Below are 24,242 nucleotides of genomic sequence, written 5' to 3'. Positions count from 1 at the left end.
ATGATTGAACTCATGAATCATTGAACACAAAGTCAATTATTCAGTCATTCGCTCATTCACTCATTCAAAATTCACTACCTAATTCAAATCAAAAATGCGGCGTTAATGCTGATTCAACGGCTGGCAGACCATAGTAGTCGTCCAATACTGTGAATGCATTTGGTGGAGGAACTGCTCCTTTTGGGAAGTAGTAAGCTTGTGGATTGGCTTTCACTTTTGCTCCGTAAGCTCCGATGATTTCCTTCACGCGACCGGTTCTTGTCAAATCAAACCAGCGTTTGTTTTCAAATGCCAGCTCAACTCTTCTTTCCTTGAAGATCGCTTCGCGCATATCCGCTTGTGAGGCAGCTTTGGTAGCCGCAAGTCCTGCACGCGTACGCACCTGGTTCAGGTAAGTAGCAGCTTCCGCTGGTTTGCCTTGCTCGTTCAATGCTTCTGCCATGAACAGTAACACTTCCGCGTAACGGTACACTGGCCAGTTTTGACCTGTGTTGTTGTGCAATGAGTGCGTTTTTGCGTACTTTTTGATATAAGGATAAACCTTATTTTCTGCAAGACTGCCGCTCAATGTAACCATACCTATGGAAATGTCCTTCCGCTTGTCACCAGCCTCATAAGCTGCGATCAAATCAGGGGTTGGAATGTTGTTACTTTCCTGAGAAGTTGGCTGCGGATTTGACGTACCGGTGATCGGTGCGATTTCAGCAGCAGATATAGGCGATGGAATGAAACGGTAGATCTGGTTACCATTGTATCCGGCCGAACCTTCCATATACTGGATCTCAAAAACAGACTCTGCATTGTTCTTGTTTGCAGTGGTCGTCGAGAAAGCATTAGCATAGTCCGGCATCAGGCTATATCCATCGTTTGTGATCACATCTTTCAACAATGGTTCTGCCAGCGCCCACTTCTTCTGAGTAATGTAAAGATTGGCAAGTACCACTTTTGCAGCACCCGATGTCGCGCGGCCTCCTTCTTGTTTTGCTTTGTTTAAAAGCAATGTGCTAGCTTCTTTCGCATCCTTTTCAACCTGGGCGTAGATTTCTTCGGTGCTTGATAGTGGCAATGCAGCATCTTCGCGACCTGTAACAGGTTGTAAATGCAGAGGAACTTTTCCGAATAACCGCACTAAGTCAAAGTAAGCAAAAGCGCGTAAGAATAAGGCTTGTCCTTTTAAATTGCTTTTAGAAGCAGCAGCAAAATCGATGGCGTCAATGGAAGCCAGAATTTGATTTGCTCTGGCGATAATCCGATAGTTGAGACGATATTGAACCAAAACGTTATCATTTGCCGTCACGCCCCCAGAAGTCGGAACTGCGAAATCTGCCACGTTTTCCGTTGGATCGACAGCGCCGTAAAGCGTGTTACGTGCGTAATATGAATTGTCGGAGTGCATTTCCTCTAGTATCCATGCGCGCTCGTTATACATTTGGCGAAAAGGCTCGTAAGCGCCATTTACAGCTTGTTGAAAATCGGCCTCTTTTACAAAAAACGTTGCTGAGCTGAGTGCTGTCTCAGGCACAACGGTCAAGAATTCATCGTTACAACCAGTCATCGCCAGTGCTAAAAGGCAGGTTGTTATATATTTTTTATTCATATCTAATTGGAATTAAGAATGAGTTTGATTACGGTCGGGCTTAAAAGTTCAGGTTAACACCCACTGTCCAAGTGCGAGGAACTGGATAGCTTGAAAAATCAACACCCTGGCTTAGGTTACCACCGTCACCCTGGCCGTCACCTTGTGCGCTGGTTTCGGGATTAGGGCCGCCCCAATATTTAGTAAATACGTATACCTGCTGTGCAGATGCGTAGAGACGGGCAGATTTGAAGAATTTATTCACCTTACCAATACTGTAACCCAAAGTAATATTCTTGATCGTAAAGAATGAAGCATCGGCCAGGAATTGAGTACTGTTCCAGTCGCGTTCAATACCGGTAAAGTTTCCACCGTTGTTTGTCGCCCCATACCTTCCGCTTCCTTGGCTAATCACAGTAGTTGCAACCTGTTTTCCATCAACCAATGCATTTTGAACACGGAATCGGTCTTTAACGCCAGCCACCATGTTAAATACACCATCCAGGTTGGCAGTACTATATATGTGACGCACCCAAAGCTGATTGCCATAAGAACCTGATCCCGTAATTGATAAATCCCAATTTCCATAGCTCAAATTGTTTGTCAATCCATAGGTAAATTTAGGGAACGGACTTCCGATGATAGTCCGGTCATCTGCGTCACCTCCGTTTGTAATGACGCCGTCGCCGTTAACGTCTTTCAATTTAATGGTACCAATGGCCGAGCGACCTGGAATCACGGGAGAATTTTTAAGATCTTCGGCGCTGGTGTAATATCCTTCCTTTACCAAGCCATAGAACTGGCCAAATGGCTGACCAACTTGTGTGATGTGGAAAGATCCATATACACGGTCGATACCGGGCGCCAGTTCAAGAACCTTATTACGGTTGATCGAAATGTTGGCATTGGTTGTCCATTTCAGTTTACCTTCCAGATTACGGGTGGTAAGTGAAAATTCATGTCCCCAGAATTTGATCTCGCCAATGTTATCGTTGAAGTTAGTAAAACCGGCCTCTTGAGGAATTTGCACGGCGTACAACAAGTTCGTGGTGTTCTTGGTATAAAAATCATACACAAACTGAATCCGATCGTTGAATAGACCCAGATCAAGACCAAGATCGAATTGCTTTGTTGTTTCCCAACCCAGGTTGCTGTTAGACAGAGAGGTTACTACTGCGCCAGTGGCAACAGTGTTTCCAAAAACTGCGTTAGTTGTGTTGTTAACCAGTGCATATTGGGTATAGTTACCAATGTTATTGTTTCCAATCACACCATAGCTGGCACGTACTTTGGCAAATGAGATTTTAGGCATACTTTTCAGCACCTCTTCATCAGAAATAACCCAGCCTAATGAAACAGATGGGAATGTACCCCAACGGTTCTCAGAACCGAAACGCGAAGAACCGTCCGCACGAACAGCCGCCGTTAGCAGGTATTTGCCTTTGTAGTTGTAAGACAAACGGGACAGATATGAGGTCAAGGCCCATTCGTTAATACCATTAAAGGTATTCGAACCTGAGACACCATTTACGTTGAAATTACCGGCACGGTCAATGTTCAATGCACCCTGTACTGTTGGAAGCCTGTCGTCGGCATAAGTGTTTGCGGTCAGACGATCAAAAGTCTGACGGAAACGCTGTTGCGTAAAACCTGCGAGCAATTCAAAATTATGGTCACCAAAACTATGCACATAAGTGGCAAGGTTTTCATTCAGCCATGAAAAATTCTGAACATTTTGGCGGATCGAAACTGCTGTTGTCGGAATGGGCACGTTGATCGAGCTGGTCGCTGTGGATGGGTTGAAGAAGAAGAATTTGTTATTCTCCATTTCAATATTGATCGTCGATTTCAGTGTCAGCCCTTTTACTGGTTGGTATTGTAGGTATGCGTTTCCAAGCAATTTGGTGCTTTTCGTTTCATTGACCAATTCATTGGCGGCTCTTACCCAGTTAGGATAATTGAAAATATTCCCTGTACTGGATGGGAATGTGTTGAACTTGGTTAGCTGACCATCTGCATCGTAAATAGGCATAACCGGCCAGGTATGCAAGGCATTGAAAAGTATACCCGTTCCGCGGTCACCGTCGGTTCTCGGTGTATTGTCGAAAACATACTGTGGAGCGATGTTAAACCCAACTTTTACTTTTTTGCCTACGTTGTATTCGGAATTCATCCGGAGCGAATAACGTTTGTACTTGTTGTTTAGAACAACCCCGTCCTGATTGAAAATACCAGCGACGAGGGAAGTACGCATGTTTTCTTTATTGGATGTAATGCTCAGGTTATAGCTCTGAAGCGGAGCTCTTCTCAGTACAGCATCATACCAGTCATTGTTTTTTCCCTCGTATTGCGATGGATTCTGGAATTCGGCTGGTACTGGTTGATTGTTGTCTTCATAGAATTCTTTTTTGAATTGAGCGAATTCCGTTGCGTTAAGCATTTTGACGCGTCCGTGCATTGGAACCTTCTGAGTTCCGTAAAATGCGTTGAAGCTAACGCTTGTTTCTCCTGATTTTCCACGTTTTGTGGTAATAAGCACAACTCCGTTTGCAGCGCGCGAACCATAAAGCGAGGTCGATGATGCATCTTTGAGGACTGTGATTTCCTCAATTTCATCTGGGTTTATTGCGCCAATCGTTCCGGTTATTGGGAAACCATCAACCACATATAATGGATCGCTACCCGCGGTAACAGATAATTGTCCGCGTATACGAACGGTCATTCCCTGTCCCGGTTTACCGGTAGTCTGGTTGATCTGAACGCCTGCAAGCCGGCCCTGCAATTTTTGCGTAATCTGAGAAACCGGGACATCCTTTATCTCAGCTGCGCTAACCGTTTGCACGGCGCCTGTTATCTCTTTTTTCAACTGGCTGCCATAACCCACTACCACTACCTCGGAAAGGGCTTTGGAGTCAGTTAAAAGCTTGATATCTATTGTGGTAGCGCTGCCAAGCGGTACTTCCTGTGTAAGAAAACCAACAGAGGAGAATATCAGTGTTCCGCCCGCATCAGGGCCATTGATTGCATAAACTCCTTCGGCATCGGTAACGGTACCGACAGTGGTGCCTTTTAAAACAATGCTGACACCTGGTATCTTTTCGCCCGCTTCATCCGTTACTTTTCCTTTGATGGAACGGTCGATGGAGTGATTTTTCTCGGTAATAGGATTGAAGGCCAAATGATTATCGGCCATTGCATTGAGACCACACGCCGCTCCGATCAGCACCTGGCTTACCGAGAGTTTTAGCATGGAGTTCAATCGGGCACAATATGGGAATTGTCGAAATTGATTCATAAGAATAAGTTTTAGTTTTAGAAATTAGCAGAGGTTCTCGTGGATCCTGTCGGGATAGCCGGAGAAAGAGAGTAAGGTCAGGTGGCTTTGTGTTCCATAGTTCCGGTTTTAGGTGAATACTTGTTCAAGGGGGTTAGGAATAGCCGGTTGTGGCTGTTGTTTAAAAAGTTTTAATATTTATCGTTTTAATCTAATTGCGGTTTTTACACAATAATCCGGTCGAGTCATTCAATGCCGAAAGGGTTAGGTAATTACCGTTGATGAGGATTGAAATACTTTGAGAATAAAATGTATAGTATGTCCGCAAAGAACAAGTTTTCATTCTTAAAGTAATATTTATGCAATAGTAGAAGGATTGATAGAGTTGACTGTCCTGCTCTGTCTGGTTTTAACTAATATTTAATTTGCATGAGTTTTTAGGACATAACCCATAAAAAAAGCATCCGGTATCGTTCCCGAATGCTTTAAGGTCGAAATAATACCTATTTCTAAGTTAGCAACTCCATCACAGCCTGGCCTTTGCCGTCCGGGGTTGTGTAAAATGGGCGCTTTTCTATTTCGTATTGCGTATCGGGAGCTATGCCCAATGCGTGGTAAATCGTCTGGTGAATGCCATCTATTTTGACAGGTTTTTCAATGGTTTTGCATGGGCGCTCGTCTGCGGTTTTACCATATACGAAGCCTTTTTTGATCCCGCCACCGAACATCAGCATCGAGCAGCCGTCGGTAAAATGGCGGTGCATTCCGTAAAATTTCAGGTCCGAAAGAATGTCTGGCTGGCTCACCTGCTCTTTCACTTTCGCGTCCGGTCGCCCTTCCACCATCATATCCCGGCTGAATTCACTGGCCAAAACCACCATTGTGCGATCCAGCAGGCCTTTTTGATCCAGATCTTTGATCAATTGTGCGATCGGCCCGTCAATCTGCTTTTTCATTTCTTCCAGCCTGGTATGCCCGTTTTCATGCGTATCCCAGCCTTTGAATGGTTCATATTCGGTAGTGACGCTGATGAACCTGGCGCCCTGCTCGGTGAGCCGGCGCGCGAGTAAACAGCCGAGGCCGAATTTGCCGGTATTATAGGTATCGTAGCTTTCCTTCGGTTCAGTACTGAGGTCAAATGCCTTGGATTCGGGTGAATTGAGCAATGAATATGCCTGCTCCATCGACCGTTTCAATGACTCGCGCTGGTAGTCGCTGCCAAACTCTCCCACCGGACTATTATTAATGAGTTCGTTGTAAAGCTGGTTTCTTCTTTCGAATCTTTTCGCATCCATTCCTACCGGCGGACGAACACTTTCCAGTCCCTGGCTGGGATCCGGGATAAAGAATGGGCCAAATTCATTGCCGAGGAAACCGGCCGTGTGAAATGCTTTCAACTCTTCCGCCTCACCGACCGTGAACCGCTGGCCAATGTCAATGAAAGCAGGGATAACCGGATTTTTAGGGCCGAGTTCCTTAGCGATCCAGGATCCTAAATGCGGCGCCGCCACGGTTTGCGGTGGTTCGTAGCAGGTATGCCAATGGTACTGGTGTCGCGAATGCAGAATGTGTCCCATATCAGCTGCCACGTAAGACCGGATCAGCGTTCCTTTGTCCATTACCTTACCAATGGATTGCAGCCCGTCAGAAAAGTGGATGCCGTCCAGTGCAGTCGGCAATGATTTGAAAGTACTCAAAACCCGGTTACCCTCCATATCCTTTTCGAATGGTGTGTAGAGCTTTGGGTCGAAGGTTTCGGTATGCGCCATACCACCTGCCATCCATAATAATATCACTGTATCCGCCGAAGAGTTCGCGCCGGATTTCCCTTTACAGGATGAAAGCAGACTTGATAACGGAGCTCCTGCGGCGAGTGCTGCCATGGTTGCGGCGCTCGCATGTTGCAAAAACTCTCTCCTATTCCATTGGGTATTCATTTTATTAATATTTTAAAATGCTGATTTATAGTTGCTTGGTTGAAATGGCTGTTAGCCTTTAGCTATCAATGCTTGGTTATATACTTTTAATACTTTTAATATTTATAAAAAATATAACAGTTAACTGCCCTTCATTATATATCAAATTTTTTTATTTGTAGTTACCTTTTAATACTTTATATACATTCAAAAAGTATCATTCATTCATTAAGTCATTCAATCATTCAATCATTCAATCATTCAATCATTCAATCATTATTCACTCATTCAATAAATAAGCTGGAACTCCGGCACAAGCGCGATCGCCCAAACCAGGTCCTGAATGCTCTCTTCACTCGGGCTTGGTCCCAGGATTTTAACAGCCGCTGCCAGCTCCTTCGGCATCGGCCTCCGGCCCAGTGCTTGCCTGTAAAGTTCTGTGACCAGCGAATCTGATGTCGGATATTTGGTACGCCACTTTTTAGAACCTGCTTTGAGATTTTCCGTAAACTTATTCCCATTCGTCAATTCCAATGCCTGCAACAAGTTGGCTTGAGAAGTTCGGCTGGTACTCACGGTTTCGCGATTTGGTCGGCCCAATGAAGTAAGGAACGGATCGTTCTGTACAAATGCTGCGCGTGCAAACGGGAGGCGGGTCTTGAAGTTTTCCGGCAGACGCTTGTATACCACGAGCGAGTCGGCATACATTGGATTGAATGCGGAACTGATCGCATCCGAAAACTGCTCGGCGGTAAGCCGTCTCCTGACCATTCCGGTGAACTTGTAATCATTGGCCATGATGTCGCTCGCCTCTTTCACCGAGGACGTAGGCAACTGATATGTTTTGGAAGTAACAATGGTGAAAATGAGTTTTTTCATGTCATAACCGTTTGTAACAAAATCCGAAGCCATCCAGTCGAGCAGGTCCTCGCTCCATGGCATGTTGTCCATCATGTCAACAGGTTCTACAATGCCACGGCCTAGTAGCTGCGCCCACACCCTGTTCACGACCGTGCGGTACAAACGGCCGTCCTTGGGTTGTACCAGAAAATCGGCCAATTGCCGCAGACGTTTCTCTGTACTGGCATCGACACTGATCTCGCCCAATTCCGGGAATAGCATTTTGGTACCTGCAATTTTACCTGTCGGTTTATCGCAGCGATTGATCTCCAAAAGTGTATCGGCGAATATGTTCGCGAATGCATAAGAGTCGGCCAGTTTCCAGTCGCTGATGAAGCTGTCGTGGCAGGAGGCACATTTCAAGTTAAGTCCCAGAAAAACCTGCGACACATTTTGTGCTGCCTGCATTTCGGTACGCTGGCTGGAATTGATCGTCCCCCGCCACTTGATTCCCTTGATAAATCCTTCTGATTCTTTGGTAGGGCTGATCAGCTCTTTTACAAACCAGTTATAAGGTTTGTTCTGTTCCAGGGAAGTGTAAAGCCATTTGGTAATGTCAAACCTTCCGCCGGTAATGTAGCCGGTACCGGAGTAGTCGTTTCTAAGTGCATCATTCCAGAACGACATCCAATGCTGCGCATAATCATCATTACGGGACAGGAGCTCTTTGGCTAATATTTCTCTTTTGTCGGGACGGGTATCAGCCACAAATTTCTCAACCTGTTCAGGAGTCGGTATTAGTCCGATAATGTCCAGATATACTCTTCGTACGTAAATGCGATCGTTTACCGCTGGTTTCCACTCCAATTTGTTTTTTTTGAAATAGGCATTGACAAACAGATCGACGGGCTTAACAAGATCACCCGTTGGCGCAGGTACTGCGGGTGTACGGGGAGCGAGTTCTGCCACGCGATAAATGCTTTTCTCTTTCCCATCAGGCCAGAGTGCGCCTTTTTCGATCCAGAATTTTAGTATTTTGACTTCTCTTTCAGTGAGTCTTTTGCCTTTGGTCGGCATCGCTTCCTTGTGGCCTTTCGGGAGTGATATCCTGCGGATCATCTCACTTTTATCCGGATGGTTTGGAATAACGACCACACCATCTTCGCCACCTTTCATAATGGCTTCCTTGCTGTCCAGCCTCAATTCCCCTTTGGTTTTGGTTTCACTGTGGCAGCTGTAACAGTTATGCGCAAGAATGGTCCTGACTTCTACATTCAGGTCCTGAACCTGCTGAGGATTCAATGCACCGTTGTTGGTTAATACAAAATCCGGCTCATCGGCACCTTCCGGCTTTGTTTCACCAGACGATGGAAGCACGCTGGTGAGGTAGTCGTCGCCGTGGGTGAGCATGGCGCCATAATGTCCCGCCAGCGATACGCCGAAAACAGTTACCAGCAATAACCCACGATAAAGGCTGCGGTTATCTGAACGAAGGGATAATGTAGCGAGGATCGCCAGTGTCATGGTCGCAATTCCTGCCCAGCGGTGTATTTCCAGGCTGTCGCCGCTTGCGTCTTCGGCACTGGCAAGCAGCAAGCCAAATGTGACGGCGAACACGGCACTGCCGGCACCTACCCAGGTAAGTATTTTGGTAGCGTCGCGTAAACCGGTCGATTTACGTTTCCAGTCGATTAATTCAAATAACAATGCGACCAGCAGAAGCCCGATTGGAAAATGGACCAATAAGGGATGCAGTCGACCTAAAAATTGCCAAAGCCAGAAAGTTTCAGTTGCTTGGAGTAACACAATATAAATGATTAGTGGTTAAGGAGTTTAAGGTAGCGTTATGCGAATCTATTTTACAATACTAAAATGAATGTGAGAGCCTACTGTCCTGCTGTGTCTTGGTTTCAGGGTTATTTGTTTTTCAGGATTTTCTTGAAAATTTCCGGGATCAGTGAGGATATTGCCAGGGAACGAATCAGAAGTAGTTTTATAGCAAAACAATGTAGAAAGATTTCTTGGCAGACACATTAGCAAATACATCATTAGTATAGTAACGAATTGTCTAATCGTTAAGTTATAAATTTTATAAGGAGAAGCATATATATCAATGCTCCTCCTTACGGGGTGTTCAACTTGGTAATTCAATTTAACCTGTCAATAACCTGGGTTCTGCGTTAACTTGCTATTGATCAGGATCTGCGGTGCGGGTATGGGTAGAAAATATTCGTTTTCTGCATACACGTAATCCGTAGAGTTAAAGGGCACAGCACCGCGGTCAATCGTAGGCTTGGCGCGTTCTGCCAGGCCGTGCGCATTCATGAAAGCAGCCCATTCCGCAGGTGTTTTGGTTCTTTTCAGATCAAACCAGCGGTGGTTTTCAAATGCCAGCTCCAATCTGCGCTCTTTCAGGATCGCCGCTCTGAACTCAACTTTGCCAGGCAGTGCAATGTTAGCCAGACCTGCCCGTTTGCGGATCTGATTGACATAATCCAGCGCTTCCGCTGTCGGGCCCGTTTGCTCGTTAGTAGCTTCCGCCAGCATCAGCAGCACATCGGCATAGCGCAGGATCGGCCAGTTGGTATTGGTACGGTTCACGATCGTGTGCGCATAGTTGTACTTGTTAACGTAAGGAACTGGGTACAGCTTGCCGTCTAATGTGAAGTCGGGTTTCAGAGAAATGTCTTTACGCAGATCACCTTTCTCATAAGCAGCCATGATATCGTTGGTAGGCGCATTTCTACCGCCGTTGGCTCCCGCCGCATATCCTGTTACCGCACCTTTGGAAACCCGCGGCGCAAAGACATATTCAAAATTGCTCCATTCGCCGAGGTCATTGTCACCCTGGTACTGAATTTCAAAAATTGATTCAACGCCATTCTTTTTGGCAGGCGAGGGTTCAAAATTGTCGGCATAGTTCGCATTGAGCGCATATCCGAGTGTTGTTACCTCTTTTAATGTGGTAACGGCTTCGGCGTATTTCTTATTGGTCAGGTAGGTCTTTCCAAGCAGACTCAATGCAGCTCCTTTGGTTGCCCGGCCCTTGTCAGCAGCATTGGTATACTTGGCAGGCAGCAGAGCCGCGGCCTCTTTCAGGTCTTTCTCGATCTGTGCCCAAACTTCCGCCTGCGGAGACCGTACCAGATCAAATGCGGCATCAGGTGTAGCAAATGTGGAGGTTACGATCACGACATCGCCAAAGTACTGGACGAGGTTAAAGAACATGTAAGCCCTCAGAAATTTGAGTTGACCTTCTACTTCTTTTTTTTGCGCTTCGTCAACAGTCGCATCTGCGAGTTTTTCCAATGTCAGATTCGCATTGTACAGCGCGGCGTAATAGCTGTTCCATAATGTCGCGATCTCACCATTCCCTGAATTGACGGTCGAATATTCGAATGCTTCCCAACCCCCGGCACCCCCACGATCGGAGGGGTTTAGATCCACCGTCGTGTTGTCAGTTTGAAACTCTCCGAAAATGTAAGCGCCATTGTTAAGGTTCTGAACAGCCCCGTAGACGCCATTCAATGCCTGCTTAACCTGGGCTTCATTCTTGTAAAACAGGTCTACACCTACTTTGGTTGGATCGGACTGGTTGAGGAAATCTTCGCTGCACGATGATTGCAGCAGCCCCAAAACGATTATTCCTATTGCGGTTATATTTTTCATTTCCGTCAGATTTAGAAGTTAACTTTTATACCAGCAGAAAAGGTTCTCGGAACAGGATATGACTCGTCGTCATTGTTAAGTTCAGTTCCGCCCCTGACACCAGCATCGGGGTTGTTGCCTGGATATTTGGTGACGATCAGCAAGTTAGCTGCATTAATGAAGATCCTTGCATCAGAAAGGACTCCATCAATCTTTGGAAGTGTGTAGCCGATCGTTACATTTTTGATCCACATGTGGGTACCGTCATACACGTAACGCTCGCTGCTCTCGCGTGACCATTTGAAATAGTCTGTTCCTCCCTGGGAATTTTTGCTGCCTGGATTGGATCCCGGATTTTCAGGTGATCTCCAACGATCTTTGGCTTTTTCCAATACGTTAAACACGCCGTCCATATTCATAGTCGAGGCTTCAATGTTCCGGTACACGTCAAATTTGTAGGCTCCCATCAGTAATACGCTGATATCGAATTTTTTATAGTCTGCACCCACATTCCATGCCCAGTTGAATTTAGGGTTCGGGTTACCGATTTCGGTCATGTCCTTGGTATCGTAAGAAACGATCCCATCCGGCCCTCCGTCGGCTGCACCGTGCAAATCGGCAAATTTCATTGCACCAGGTACGGCTCCTTCTTGCAAGGGAGCTGCGGCGATTTCTTCTTTGGTATTGAAGATACCCAGTTTTTTATAACCGAAAATCATCCCGATCGGCCTACCCACCTGCTGAATGTTATATCCACCATACTGGCTTCCCTGCAAAATGAAATCATTCTGGCCACGGATCGCGAGTACCTTATTACGGTTGATTGTAATGTTCGCATTGGTCCGCAAATTAACCTGGCCCACTTTGATACGATACTGAACCGCCAGTTCGACACCCTGATTCTGAACTTTGCCTAGGTTTTTCAATGTAGACGTAAATCCTGACACGGCTGGAATGCTGTAAGGAAGTAACATATCGTCGGTGATCTTCTTATAGTATTCAAATGTGAAGACCAGTTTGTTATTGAATGTCGAAAGATCAAAACCAATGTCAGTCTGGTTTGATTTTTCCCATGTCAGCTCCGAGTTGGCGTAGCGGGTTACTACTTTTCCAGGGGCCAACGTGTTGTTGAACACATAATTATTGAGACCCAGGAAAGACAAACTTGCATAGTTACCATCGTCACCAGCATTCTGGCCGATACCAAAGTTATTGTTGGCGCTTACTGAGTAACTGTTATTACCCGTCATACCCCAGCTGGCTCTTAGTTTCAAATCCGTAAGCCAGGCTGCCTTTGGAATGAATGGTTCTTCGGAAAGCCTCCATCCAATAGATGCGGCAGGGAAATTACCGAACTGGTGACCTTCACTGAACCTGGAACTACCTTCTCTCCGATAAGTCGCAGAAAGCAGGTACTTATCTTTAAACGAATAGTTAAGTCTGGCCAGATAAGCGATCATCGTCCATTTTCTTTCGATCGAGTTGGATGACCGAATGGTCGCATTGCCCAGGTATGGGGCTAAATCGTCAGGAAAAGTATTCGCTGAACCATACAGACCTTTCACGGTTTCCTGCTGAGCAGAATAGCCGAGCATGGCGTCAAAATGGTGATCTTCGCCAATGTTACGGTTATAGGTCAGCAGCTGGTCAGCCGCATAGTTGCGCAGCTCTTCCGAATCGTCCCTTTCTGTAGCGATCCGCGGAGGCGCTCCGTTGCTACCAGTAGCAATCGCATTCCCGATGGTCGACGGTACAAATTCCTTATAGGTGTTGTAATTGATCTTCGCATTGACCGACGACCGGAATTTCAGGCCAGGCGCAATGTTCAGTTCAATGTATCCGTTAGCGAGCACGTCGGCAATGTTCCGGTTCCGTTTTACTGTTTTAAGAACATATAATGGATTTGGAAAACCGAAAATATCGCCCACACCATTATGGTAAGGGATCAGTTCCCCTTTTTCATCATAAGCAGGGCGGCGCGGGTCGCTGATCAGCGTTAACCCTACCAACGCGCTACGGCCATCCGTACTGGCCAGATTGGACCTGGAATAGCTACCAGCTACATTCATACCCATACTGATAAACTTGTTAACCTCACCAAATAGATTGGTACGTACTGAAGCACGGTCATAGCCGGTGTATTGAAGCGAGCCGTCTTCTTTATAGTATCCCATTGAAACCACAGATTTTATCGGGCCTTTTCCGGAAGATAATGTCAAATTCACATCCTTGTAAGGCGCATTGTTGTGCAGGATGAGGTCAAACCAGTTGGTGGAATACTTGGTATCCTTAGGATTACGGAAATCGATGGGTATCTCTTCTTCGGTAGGCAGCCTCATGTATTTTGGATTAATCAAAAACCTGCCGATATAGACTTCCCTCAAAAACTGTGCGAAATCGGGGCCATTCAAAACTTTGGTTTTTCTGGATTCCGGAATATTCTGCACACCATAATCGAAGGAAATATTCAGGCTTGTCTTACCTTCTTTCGCCGATTTGGTAGTGATCAAAACCACACCATTTGATCCGCGGGCACCGTAGATCGCTGTCGAAGCTGCATCTTTCAGTACTGAAATCGTTTCAATATCATTCGGGTTCAGGTTTTGTCCAACTGAAATTCCGACCGGAAAACCATCGATTACGTACAGTGGATCGCTACCTGCACCCAGCGAGCTGATACCACGCACTTTCACTTCAAACTGCTGACCGGGTGTTCCGCTTTTTTGCTTGATGATCACACCGGGTGCTTGTCCCTGGATCATACGGGTCACATTGGATTTAGGAACTTCACCAATATCATCAATATTAATAACGGAAACGGCGGAGGTGATATCGCGCTTGCGCTGGGTACCATATCCTACCACCACAACCTCTTCCAATGCTTTGGTATCCACGGCCAGTTCGATATTCAGAGAAGTCTGATTTCCCACTGTAACCTCTTTTGGTACGTACCCGACGAAAGAGAAAACCAAAATATTAGTACCTGCTTCGGGAATGTTCAGCGTGTAAGAACCTTCCGAGTCGGTAACGGTTCCGGTACTGGATCCTTTGAGAACAACGCTTACTCCGGGCAGCGCCAGTCCTTTGTCGTCATTAACTTTTCCTTTAATGGCCCGGTCTATAATAATTGTTACCGGATCGTGTAATAGATGTTTGACTGTCTCCGCCTGGGCTAGAGTGGCGATTGACATAGTTAAGCACACTTGGCCGAGCATTATTTTTCCAAATGATCGCAAGCTGGTGCTGAATTTCAATGGTCGAGATTGATTCATAAGCTTAGGAATTGTGTAGTTGAAAATGTGATACAACTGAATTAATGGGTCAATGCCTGCTGTTTATTGGGCCATATACACTGCGTTTAGGTGAAACATGAGAAAAAGGACCTAGTTGAATACTAATTTTATAAGCTGTTGATTTGTAATTAATTATGATATCAACATTGATATGCAAAAAACCGAATTGCTCAATTAGTACAATTTTTGATTTGAATTGTTTAATAATGGCAAAGTATACGTATTTGTAAATCAGACTGTCCTGCTGTGTCCGGTAAAAGGAGAAAATTGTATGTAAGACACATTTTGTTTAACTTTTGCTTCATACAAAGTTTTTGAAAACATAATCCGGCATTTGTAACAGGAATGATTAATTTTATAGCATGTGCAAGAATGCCAGCCATTTAGCCAATGAAGAATTTTTTACGACGTATAGCACTTATTCTATCGCTGTTATTTGGATTTACGCTGTATGTTACCGCGAACCATATCGTTGGTGGGGAACTTCAAATGCAGCGCAAGGGCGGCGCAGGCACTTTTGAAATCACGCTGCTCCAATTTTGGGATCAAAAAAACCTGATTATCCCTACCCCGAACACGGCCGGAAACAGAGATTCCAAGGCAGACCTTTTCATCTATCGCAAAAAGAACAACAGCCTTGTCCAACAGATCACAGTGGATTACATCAGGTCCGAGGCGATCAGTTACCAAAACAAGGCTTGTGCCAGTAGTCGCTCACTAAGCACTATTATTGGCATATATAGAGGAACAGTTTCACTGACTTCGCAGCGGTACAGCGATCCGGAAGGTTATTACATTGCATGGGAGCGCTGCTGCCGCAACGACGACATCAACAATATCACCCAGCCGGGAGACAATGGAATGGTGTTTTATCTGGAATTTCCTCCGGTAAGTGTCACCAATTCTTCACCAGAATTCGTTGCTCCCAATGGCCAGTACATTTGTAGCAACAGACCATTTTCGATGAGTATGGCTGCCACGGACGCAGATGGCGACGAGCTCAGGTACTCGCTGGTGACGCCTATGCGCGGTACTACTAATCCAAACCAGCCATACGGCACTGACGTTTTTAAAAGTAGTTACCCTCTTGTTACCTGGGCGCCGGGCATTTCTTTGGGCAATGTGATACCGGGTACCAGCCCTTTGAAAGTTAGTAGCACAGGCCAGCTCACGGTTAATGCCAATCGCATTGGTCTGTATGTATTTGCAATTCAATGCGAAGAGTACCGGAATGGAAAAAAAATCGGGTCGATCAGGCGGGATTTTCAGTTGCTAGTTATCGATTGCAACGACGATCTTCCCCAGCAGCCGGTTATCAAACTCGAAGAACAGGTGGTTTCCGACGTATCGTTTTGTCCCGAAAGTCCTATTGAACTGAAAACCGAAAGCTCAGCCGACTGGGCGTACCAGTGGCAATTGAATGGGTCAAACATTCCGGGCGAGGTGAATGCAAGTATCATGGTGAAGGACTCCGGGCGGTACGCTGTTGTGAAGAGCTACACCAGCAAATGTTCAAGAGACACCAGTTCACTTATAGTAAATGTTCGTTTCGCCCCACCGATCAATGCTGTGATTTCAGCGATCAAGGAGGTTATTTGTGAGGGAGAATCGATAGATCTTCTTGCGAATGGAGGCAATGTTACCACCAGCCAGGCTGTTCAATGGAGCAAGAATAATGTTGTTCTGGCAGCCACCTCTCCCACATTGCCGATCGATGAAGCCGGAACTTATATCTTGCGAATCACCAATGAAGTGAAAGGATGCAGTGGCCAGGACACGATTATAGTCAGCAAGGAATCGTTGTCCATTGCGCTTCCCGAGAAAAAAGGAGTAGTTGAAGGCTCGAGAACTATCCTGAAACCGGTAATATTCCCGCTGACAGGGACTTATGCTTATCAATGGTCACCACCGCAGGGCCTGGTATCCGCAGCTGATCAAATGGATGCAACGGTTCAGCCGATGGTGGAGACGGAATATAAATTGACCGTCCAGTCGGAAAATGGATGTGTGGCCGAGGCGAGCGTGCTGGTATTTGTGATCGACAAGATGCACATTCCAACCGCATTCTCTCCTAATCGCGACGGCGTCAATGACACATTCGAGATATATAACTCCAAAGACCAGATTGTGGAGATGCGAATCTATAATCGTTGGGGACAGGTCATCTTCAATTCTGCCGGATATGACATACCATGGGACGGAACATATCAAAACGAACCGGTTCCTCCCGGGAGCTATCCATATATCATCAAAACTGCAGAGCAGGATGTGAAGGGCACAATTACGCTTTTGAAGTAATCAGGCAATTAGCTGAATGATTACAAATTAGTTAACATCGTTAATCAAGCCTGTTTGAACTCCTGAAAAGTCCCGTCTGAATAAAAAATCAGTATCTTATCGACCCGCTTCTCCGGCTTAGGCTCCGGTTTTTGTTTCGCGACATTTTCCTGTACCGTACTGGCGACCATAACATTTTTTTGGCGCGATTCTGAAGAGGCGGTCGGAGCGGCCAAAATCGGAGCAGGCAATGGTTCATCGTCCAATATCCAGGATAGCCCAAGCTCAGGGTAACGCTTGACAATTTTCTGTACAATGTCAAGGCTTGGCTTATTTCTCCCAGCCAGTATGTGAGACATGCTGGAACGCTGGATACCAATTTCATCTGCGAATAGCGATGGGCTGATATTTTTGTTAATCAGAATCTGTTTAATTTTCTCACTTAAATCCATAAAGCATATTGTCACTGTGTTTACAAATATAACAATAATGTAGATAAGTAAACAAATAAGATGTTTATAAAAGTAACCAAATGTTAGTTTACTAATGTTAATTATCTAAGCTATATGATAATTCAACAATGTAAATATCTATATTTATGCAGAATTTTGGCTCTAAAACAAAAAAAGCGGCACACGGTACCGCTTTTTTACATTTCATATGATTTACTTTTCTAAACCGCTACGTGATTTTCTCTTAATGCTTCGTTCAGTGAGGTTTTCAGATCGGTACTAGGTTTTCTCTTACCAATGATTAGTGCACAGGGAACGTTATAAGTACCGGCAGCAAATACTTTGGGTAATGTTCCTGGGATAACCACTGAGTCGGCCGGTACAAAACCTTTGTACTCTACTGGCTCGCTTCCTGTTACATCAATGATCTTCGAACTACCTGTAATCGTCACACCAGCACCTAAAACAGCTCTTTTTCCAATGTGAGCACCTTCTACAACGATACAGCGGGATCCGATGAAAGCGCCATCTTCAATGATAACAGGGGACGCCTGCACAGGTTCCAGTACGCCGCCAATCCCTACTCCACCACTAAGGTGAACGTTCTTACCAATCTGCGCACAACTCCCTACCGTTGCCCAGGTGTCTACCATGGTCCCTTCATCTATATATGCACCTATGTTAACGTAGGAAGGCATTAATACAACTCCTTTTGAAATATATGCACCATATCTTGCTACCGCTGGTGGCACTACCCTAACCCCTAGCTTGTCGTAGCCGGTTTTTAGCTTCATTTTATCGTGGTATTCAAAAATGCCAACTTCGCTAATTTGCATTTGTTGAATTGGGAAGTAAAGAATGATTGCTTTTTTTAGCGCTTCGTTCACTAACCAGGTACCGTCTTCCTGTGGTTCTGCTACGCGAATCCTGCCTTTATCTACTTCTTCTATAATATCTTTGATGAAGTTTTTGGCTGACTCTTCTTTTAAAAGTTCCCGGTTTGTCCAGTAAGATTCTATTTGATCTGCGAAACTCATGTTTAAGTAATTGATTAATTAGATATATTTAACTCTCTTATTTTCAGTTAGTTATAGAATTAACAAAAAATTTATTAATGCGATTTAGATGTAATAAATCAGATATGTTATCAACCCTGCTATTGTCTATAATGGTTGGAGTAAGACTGAAGTATCATCTAGCTGAAAGCAAATATAGATAAGGTTGACGACATACAAGAACATAAACTAAAAGAATAAAACTACTTATATTAGTAAAAACAAAACCAAAAAATCCATTGAATTTAGTATTTTGATCAAAAATTACTAATATAAGTAGTTATTCTAGTTTGACAGCTTATAACTGTATTTTTACCTGATTTCTTTAAAACCGCGTGCATTTTTATTAATATTGTGCCTGAAATAACCAATCAATCAAGATATGTCTAAAGTTAAAGTTGCAATCAATGGATTTGGCCGCATCGGTCGCCTTGTTTACCGTCAGATTTACAACATGGAAGGTATCGATATCGTTGCCATCAATGATCTGACCAGTCCAAAAGTATTAGCACACCTGCTTAAATATGATACTGCACAAGGCCGTTTCGATGCTGACGTTAAATCAACTGACAATTCAGTAGTTGTTAATGGTGAAAATATCGTGATATATGCACAACGTGACCCTGCTCAAATTCCCTGGGGCTCGCATGATGTAGACGTTGTTCTGGAATGTACTGGTTTTTTCACCAGCCAGGAATCAGCCAGCGCACACATCAAAGCTGGTGCGAAAAAAGTTGTTATCTCCGCTCCTGCTACCGGTGATCTTAAAACGATCGTTTTCAATGTTAACCATGACATTCTGGACGGTACCGAAACGATTATCAGCGGCGCCTCATGTACAACCAACTGCCTTGCTCCAATGGCGCAGGTATTGGAAGAGAAATTTGGCATCGTAAATGGTCTGATGACTACCATCCACGCTTATACTAACGATCAGAATACACAGGACTCTCCACATCCAAAAGGAGATTTGAGAAGAGCGAGAGCTGCCGCACAGAACATTGTTCCTAACAGTACAGGTGCTGCAAAAGCAATCGGATTGGTTCTTCCTTCATTGAAAGGTAAACTGGACGGTTCTGCTCAGCGTGTACCAACACTTACTGGCTCATTGACTGAGTTAACAGTTATTTTGGGTAAAGAAACCAGTATCGAAGAAATCAATGCTGCCATGAAAGCTGCTTCTAACGAAAGCTTTGGCTACACAGAAGATGAAATCGTAAGCAGCGACATCATTGGTATCAGCTACGGTTCATTATTTGACGCAACCCAAACAAGAGTTCAGAAAGTAGGCGGTACTCAAATCGTTAGAACAGTTAGCTGGTACGACAACGAGATGTCATACGTATCTCAATTGGTAAGAACAGTTTACTATTTCGCAGGTCTTATCGCAAAATAGTAAGTCCCAAATACAGAAAGGCCCGTTTTGTCAATTGATAAAACGGGCCTTTTGTTATATAACCTGTGCTTTAAAGTATTTGATCGTATGTCCTTTTGCTGTAAAAATACTCTCGTAATGTGTTTTCACTCCAAAGTGCTCGTCCAACAAATGAGACGTATAAAGATCGTCGGTATGTTCCAGGACTTTGTAACGTCCCGACTGGCTTATTGTTTCCAGACTGTAATCATATAGGAACGAGCTGTCCGTTTTCAAGCAAAATAAACCGTCCTTGCGCAGATAATCTGCATATCTCCCTAGAAAACCAGGATTTGTGAGCCTTTTGTTTTCATCCCGCTCTCGCACCTGCGGATCCGGATGGATAAGCCAAATTTCGCTTAACTCGCCTTTATCAAAAAACTCTTCAGAATACTGAATGCCGGCCCTCAAAAAAGCGACATTTTGCAGGTTTTGCTCCATGGCCATCAGGCTTCCTCTCGCGATCCGGTCACCCTTGATGTCCATACCGATAAAGTTTTTGTCAGGAAACACCTTACCCAATCCCACCGTATACTCCCCTTTTCCGCAGGCCAGCTCCACAACTATCGGGTTTTCGTTATTAAAATACAACTGGTTCCAGCGGCCTTTCACTTCTGTATACAAGGTCTTACCCGCCTCGATCACATTGTCTGCCTTCGCACTAAATTCGTAATGATGTAATTTCTTCCTTGCCATTCCTAAATAAAATATCAACTATAACTGTTCGAGATCCGCTACCACAAATGTGCTTCCACCTACGTAGATGGCATCTTCCGGCCCCGATTCCAAAATTGCCTGTTTCAAGGCGTCATTCACATTATGATAACTTTCACCCAGCAACCCATATCCCAGAGCCATAGATCTCAGTTCTGCTGCATTTAGAGCTCTCATATTGGACGGTTGGCAAAAGTAATATTCAGCATCGGCAGGAAACAAACCCAACATCGTTGTAATGTCCTTATCACCGACAAAACCTATGACAAATCGCTGACGCCCCTCTGAAATACCCGCAAATTGACGAATGGTCTCCGTAAGTCCGGCAGTGTTATGGGCTGTATCGCAATAAATGAGTGGGTTTATACCAAGCTGCTGCCAGCGACCTTTCAGCCCGGTCAGTTTAACAACCGATTCCAAAGCACCACGAATCGCTCCATCCTCAATCTTCCAGCCTTTTTCATTTAAAATATCCACCGCTGCCAGCACTCCGCCCAGGTTATGCAACTGATACGAACCGGTCAGGTCTAAACGTAGCTCGCGGCTTGGTTTTGAACCACTTACCTCACTAACATTCAGTAATAGTTTTCCTGCTTCCACTCCTGCATTCCCTATATCATATTTCTTAGAACCGAAAATAATAGGAGCATTCGCCTCTTTGGCCGTTTCCAGTAGCACCTGAGTGATCTCCTCATCCTGATACTCGCTCACAACTACTGGAACCTCTGGCTTTATTATACCAGCTTTTTCTGATGCAATCAGCCCAAGTGTGTCCCCCAAATACTGCGTATGGTCCATACTGATGTTGGTGATGACCGAAAGAACAGGCGTGATCACATTCGTCGAATCAAGCCTCCCGCCCATCCCTACCTCGATCACTGCTATATCCACATCGCACTCCGAAAAGTATGAAAATGCCATTACAACAGTCACTTCAAAGAAAGAAGGATTTAATCTATCAATGTTAGATTTTTGACCATCGGTAAATTGAATGATGAAATCTTCGCTTACAGGCACGCCATCTACTCGGATTCTTTCTCTAAAGTCCTTTAAATGAGGTGATGTATATAATCCTACCTTGTAACCCGCTTCCTGAAGAATGGCCGCGAGCATATGAGAGGTACTTCCTTTTCCATTTGTACCGGCTACATGGATTGTTGGGTACGTGTTTTGAGGGTCTCCAAGGGATTTACAGAGCTCCTGGGTAGTATGAAGGCCCGGCTTGAAAGCACGGGCCCCTATATTCTGAAAAACAGGTAATCTGCTGTACAGGTAATCTAATGTTTCCTGATAATTCATTCTTAACTTATCGAGAGCGTATTTTAAATGTAATGGTACCTACCGACTCGTCCGGAACATTGGAGGATTTTGAAATAAATGTCAGATCTCTCACTGCGGTCTTGTACTTGTTGACGACAGCGTAGTCCGTCACAGTTGTGCTTTGCGTTACGATACTCTTTACACGTCCGTTTTTATCAACGGTAATTTTGAATGTAATATCCCCGGTAGCATCCGAATTATCGTCTACAACCGGTCTTCTTGACCAGCTCCAACCGGATAGGTTCAGCCCGACAGCCGTGCCGCCACCGCCTCCTTCACCTTTATAAGTCTTGGCAAAAAGACTACCGGTTTTTGAACCTTTGTCTCCTACTCCCTCTGCGTCATCGCCATTGTTGTTGCCTCCAACACCTGTTTTCGTACCATTCGTACCATTACTTCCTGACTTGCTTCCGGAAGATTTAGAAAATAATGCGTCCTTATTGATCGCTTTTTCGGGCGCTGGCTTGCTCACCGGAGCGGAAGAGCTCTCCACGCCCGTTGATTTCTTAACGTCTGTCTTTTCAGGAGCTTCCACCGGGCTTTCAGCTTTGGTAGCAATAACTGGTTTCTCAGCTACCGTCTTTGCAGGCTTAGGAGACTCGATTTTAGGCGGTGTGGGAGGTGTAGGTTTGGGAGTCGCTACCGACTTTACCTTCTTCACTTCGTCCGCGTCAGCCTTCATATTTTCGCGTACCTTGCTGTTATTTGGCTTGTTGTAGGTCTGCACATCGCCCTTACCTACCTTGCTCGTACCGTAATTCACTTCCACAAAAAGCTCCATTGGTGCCACTTTGGGTACTGAACTCGTCAACCGGATGATGAAGAATAGCCCAAGCATGGCAATGGTAATACCGAAGGACATTGCCCAGGATACGGCGATTCTCTGACGGTCTTCTGCCTGTAATTCAATCATTATTTCAGCGTTAATTTCCCTTCGAAAACGTAAATTTAAAAAAAATCGTATATAACAAAAAGAGGAAGCATTGTGCCTCCTCTTCGTTTATGCTCCTGTTTTGACTATCTTCTCTTAAATACCCAACCTGCTTCACCGATCACTGCTTTCAATTTGGCCGATGCGCGGTAAGCATCTGTCTCTGTTTCAAATCCATTAATGGCAACTTTAACCTTCGTGCTGAATTTGTCGCCGGGTAAAATGGAAGCCTCCGTAAACCCTTTGGTTTTTAATTCGGCCAAAAGAATTTTCGCTTGCTTCGATCCTTTGAACGCTCCTGCAATCACGTAAAACTTCGCCATGGCTGGCGCTGGTCCAGTGACCACAGGCACATTTACAGTCGGAAGCACCTCAGGTACATGGCTACCAGCAGAATCTTTGACCTCAGCTACTGCTTCACCAGCAACCGAATCCTTCAATACCGGCTGTATTTCTATCTTGCTTTCAGGAATAACCACCACAGCCTCGGGCTCTTTCTTCGGTTCTTCTTTTTCAGTTTTAAAGCTGCTGAATAATTCCGTGAACGGGTTCAGGGTACTTTGAATATCGCCTCCATTGGAGTTAACCAAAAACAAGCTCAGTCCGCAAAGAAGTCCTGCAATGGCAGCCGCCGCAGCCCAATTAGTCCACTTGAACGGTTTCCTTGTTTCCTCTTCCAGTTCAAGTACTTCAACAGCATCATCGTTCACGTAATTGTTTTCAAGCGCGGCAATCACAGCCTTTTTCTCTAACTGCTTCACCTTAACCTTCTGAAAACCATACCATTCATCTTTGAAGTACTTTTCAGTTTTCGGTTCAAAAACCAATTTTCCCTCCACATTCTTGTTGAACTCTCCTATGCCCGCTATCAACGCACGACCATTGAATTCTAATCCCGAACGCAGCCTATCCGTGTAAACTTTAACGTAATCTACTGCATCTGAATGTGTTATTTCTTCGTGACGCGAAATGTAGTTGGCCAGCAGACCATCATCCAGTTTCAAATACTCATTAAAAGCCAGTCGTTTGGCCGGTGGTGTAAAGAACCCGGAATTGTTATCATAAATGGCTGGAACCTGATGAGATAATAAGGCTCCAAACCCAGGTATAATGACGAATTCGTATTCACCAATGAGTTTTCGGATGACGGTTTCAACTGCGATCATGAAGCGTATTTTAACGTTAACTGAGCGAAGTTAAAAAGAAAATGATAATCCTCCAATAAAGTTTAACCCCTGCTGCGGGTAGTATTGGTAACGCTGATAGTTTTTCCCCAATACGTTATTGAGGGCCACAAAAGCAGAGAAGTTCTTGGTTAACAGATAGTCAATCTTCAAATTCAGGTCCGTGATGACGGGCAATTTGGTGACTACACCGCTCTCAAAATTTTTCGCTTTTATTCCTTTCAACATATAAAAATCTGCGGTAACGAACAGCTTTTTGCTGATGGTTAGGGCATTAAACCAGTTCAATGTAAGATCCGGCCGGTGCCAGGCTTCCTCTACTGAACCCATCGCGTAATCGAAGTAATT

14 protein-coding genes and 1 pseudogene are annotated in these 24,242 nt (G+C 44.9%); 2 read left to right on the top strand and 13 right to left on the bottom strand.

The window, feature by feature from the left end:
* Window positions 1-88: 88 nt before the first annotated feature.
* The 6 genes from ABIO93_RS22585 to ABIO93_RS22560 form a co-directional block, all read right to left on the bottom strand.
* Window positions 89-1,597 (bottom strand): RagB/SusD family nutrient uptake outer membrane protein, encoded by a 1,509-nt coding sequence (locus tag ABIO93_RS22585; protein ID WP_348071897.1) that lies wholly within the window; start codon window positions 1,595-1,597, stop codon window positions 89-91.
* A gap of 40 nt (window positions 1,598-1,637) precedes the next feature.
* On the bottom strand, window positions 1,638-4,871 hold the full coding sequence (locus ABIO93_RS22580; protein WP_348071895.1) for a TonB-dependent receptor: 3,234 nt from the start codon (window positions 4,869-4,871) through the stop codon (window positions 1,638-1,640).
* Between the two features lie 488 nt (window positions 4,872-5,359).
* Complete coding sequence (locus tag ABIO93_RS22575; protein ID WP_348071892.1) at window positions 5,360-6,787, bottom strand: DUF1501 domain-containing protein; 1,428 nt, start codon at window positions 6,785-6,787, stop codon at window positions 5,360-5,362.
* A gap of 267 nt (window positions 6,788-7,054) precedes the next feature.
* Window positions 7,055-9,361 carry a DUF1549 domain-containing protein gene (locus tag ABIO93_RS22570; RefSeq protein ID WP_348072132.1) on the bottom strand — a complete coding sequence of 769 codons (2,307 nt, stop codon included), beginning with the start codon at window positions 9,359-9,361 and terminating at the stop codon, window positions 7,055-7,057.
* A 405-nt stretch (window positions 9,362-9,766) separates the two neighbouring features.
* A complete protein-coding gene (locus ABIO93_RS22565; RefSeq protein WP_348071890.1) occupies window positions 9,767-11,275 on the bottom strand; it encodes a RagB/SusD family nutrient uptake outer membrane protein in 1,509 nt (502 codons plus the stop codon).
* 11 nt (window positions 11,276-11,286) lie between these two features.
* The gene (locus ABIO93_RS22560; protein ID WP_348071888.1) at window positions 11,287-14,445 is read right to left on the bottom strand and encodes a TonB-dependent receptor; all 3,159 of its coding nucleotides are present in this window, start codon (window positions 14,443-14,445) and stop codon (window positions 11,287-11,289) included.
* A 492-nt stretch (window positions 14,446-14,937) separates the two neighbouring features.
* On the opposite strand from ABIO93_RS22560, the gene ABIO93_RS22555 reads away from it, so the two are divergent.
* Window positions 14,938-16,845, top strand: coding sequence for a gliding motility-associated C-terminal domain-containing protein (locus tag ABIO93_RS22555; protein WP_348071886.1), 1,908 nt, complete (start codon window positions 14,938-14,940; stop codon window positions 16,843-16,845).
* 44 nt (window positions 16,846-16,889) lie between these two features.
* On the opposite strand, the gene ABIO93_RS22550 is transcribed toward ABIO93_RS22555, so the two are convergent.
* Together ABIO93_RS22550 and ABIO93_RS22545 are read right to left on the bottom strand one after the other, a co-directional pair.
* On the bottom strand, window positions 16,890-17,276 hold the full coding sequence (locus ABIO93_RS22550) for a helix-turn-helix transcriptional regulator (protein WP_348071884.1): 387 nt from the start codon (window positions 17,274-17,276) through the stop codon (window positions 16,890-16,892).
* A 221-nt stretch (window positions 17,277-17,497) separates the two neighbouring features.
* Window positions 17,498-18,313 carry a 2,3,4,5-tetrahydropyridine-2,6-dicarboxylate N-succinyltransferase gene (locus ABIO93_RS22545; RefSeq protein ID WP_348071882.1) on the bottom strand — a complete coding sequence of 272 codons (816 nt, stop codon included), beginning with the start codon at window positions 18,311-18,313 and terminating at the stop codon, window positions 17,498-17,500.
* A gap of 400 nt (window positions 18,314-18,713) precedes the next feature.
* On the opposite strand from ABIO93_RS22545, the gene gap reads away from it, so the two are divergent.
* Window positions 18,714-19,727 (top strand): type I glyceraldehyde-3-phosphate dehydrogenase, encoded by a 1,014-nt coding sequence (gap, locus tag ABIO93_RS22540; protein WP_348071880.1) that lies wholly within the window; start codon window positions 18,714-18,716, stop codon window positions 19,725-19,727.
* Between the two features lie 54 nt (window positions 19,728-19,781).
* On the opposite strand, the gene trmB is transcribed toward gap, so the two are convergent.
* From trmB to ABIO93_RS22515, 5 genes and pseudogenes are all read right to left on the bottom strand, one after another.
* Complete coding sequence (gene trmB / locus ABIO93_RS22535) at window positions 19,782-20,441, bottom strand: tRNA (guanosine(46)-N7)-methyltransferase TrmB (RefSeq protein WP_348071877.1); 660 nt, start codon at window positions 20,439-20,441, stop codon at window positions 19,782-19,784.
* Window positions 20,442-20,459: 18 nt separating this feature from the next.
* Entirely contained in the window at window positions 20,460-21,758 is a 1,299-nt protein-coding gene (locus tag ABIO93_RS22530; RefSeq protein WP_348071875.1) for a folylpolyglutamate synthase/dihydrofolate synthase family protein, read from the bottom strand.
* 7 nt (window positions 21,759-21,765) lie between these two features.
* Window positions 21,766-22,692 (bottom strand): hypothetical protein, encoded by a 927-nt coding sequence (locus ABIO93_RS22525; protein WP_348071873.1) that lies wholly within the window; start codon window positions 22,690-22,692, stop codon window positions 21,766-21,768.
* 104 nt (window positions 22,693-22,796) lie between these two features.
* Window positions 22,797-23,876, bottom strand: coding sequence for an SPOR domain-containing protein (locus ABIO93_RS22520; protein ID WP_348071871.1), 1,080 nt, complete (start codon window positions 23,874-23,876; stop codon window positions 22,797-22,799).
* Between the two features lie 30 nt (window positions 23,877-23,906).
* A pseudogene (locus ABIO93_RS22515) lies at window positions 23,907-24,242 on the bottom strand (TonB-dependent receptor); the annotation flags it as partial.

It is taken from the genome of Dyadobacter sp. (assembly GCF_039919315.1).
GTDB lineage: Bacteria > Bacteroidota > Bacteroidia > Cytophagales > Spirosomataceae > Dyadobacter.
Note: the sequence above shows the minus strand (reverse complement) of the source record. Positions and strands in the feature narration are given on the sequence as shown.

What these genes read in the sequence shown, in the direction of transcription:
- ABIO93_RS22585 (WP_348071897.1), bottom strand. Translation starts at nt 1,597, where the DNA reads ATGAATAAAAAATATATAACAACCTGCCTTTTAGCACTGGCGATGACT.
- ABIO93_RS22580 (WP_348071895.1), bottom strand. Translation starts at nt 4,871, where the DNA reads ATGAATCAATTTCGACAATTCCCATATTGTGCCCGATTGAACTCCATG.
- ABIO93_RS22575 (WP_348071892.1), bottom strand. Translation starts at nt 6,787, where the DNA reads ATGAATACCCAATGGAATAGGAGAGAGTTTTTGCAACATGCGAGCGCC.
- ABIO93_RS22565 (WP_348071890.1), bottom strand. Translation starts at nt 11,275, where the DNA reads ATGAAAAATATAACCGCAATAGGAATAATCGTTTTGGGGCTGCTGCAA.
- ABIO93_RS22560 (WP_348071888.1), bottom strand. Translation starts at nt 14,445, where the DNA reads ATGTCAATCGCCACTCTAGCCCAGGCGGAGACAGTCAAACATCTATTA.
- ABIO93_RS22555 (WP_348071886.1), top strand. Translation starts at nt 14,938, where the DNA reads ATGAAGAATTTTTTACGACGTATAGCACTTATTCTATCGCTGTTATTT.
- ABIO93_RS22550 (WP_348071884.1), bottom strand. Translation starts at nt 17,276, where the DNA reads ATGGATTTAAGTGAGAAAATTAAACAGATTCTGATTAACAAAAATATC.
- ABIO93_RS22545 (WP_348071882.1), bottom strand. Translation starts at nt 18,313, where the DNA reads ATGAGTTTCGCAGATCAAATAGAATCTTACTGGACAAACCGGGAACTT.
- gap (WP_348071880.1), top strand. Translation starts at nt 18,714, where the DNA reads ATGTCTAAAGTTAAAGTTGCAATCAATGGATTTGGCCGCATCGGTCGC.
- trmB (WP_348071877.1), bottom strand. Translation starts at nt 20,441, where the DNA reads ATGGCAAGGAAGAAATTACATCATTACGAATTTAGTGCGAAGGCAGAC.
- ABIO93_RS22530 (WP_348071875.1), bottom strand. Translation starts at nt 21,758, where the DNA reads ATGAATTATCAGGAAACATTAGATTACCTGTACAGCAGATTACCTGTT.
- ABIO93_RS22525 (WP_348071873.1), bottom strand. Translation starts at nt 22,692, where the DNA reads ATGATTGAATTACAGGCAGAAGACCGTCAGAGAATCGCCGTATCCTGG.
- ABIO93_RS22520 (WP_348071871.1), bottom strand. Translation starts at nt 23,876, where the DNA reads ATGATCGCAGTTGAAACCGTCATCCGAAAACTCATTGGTGAATACGAA.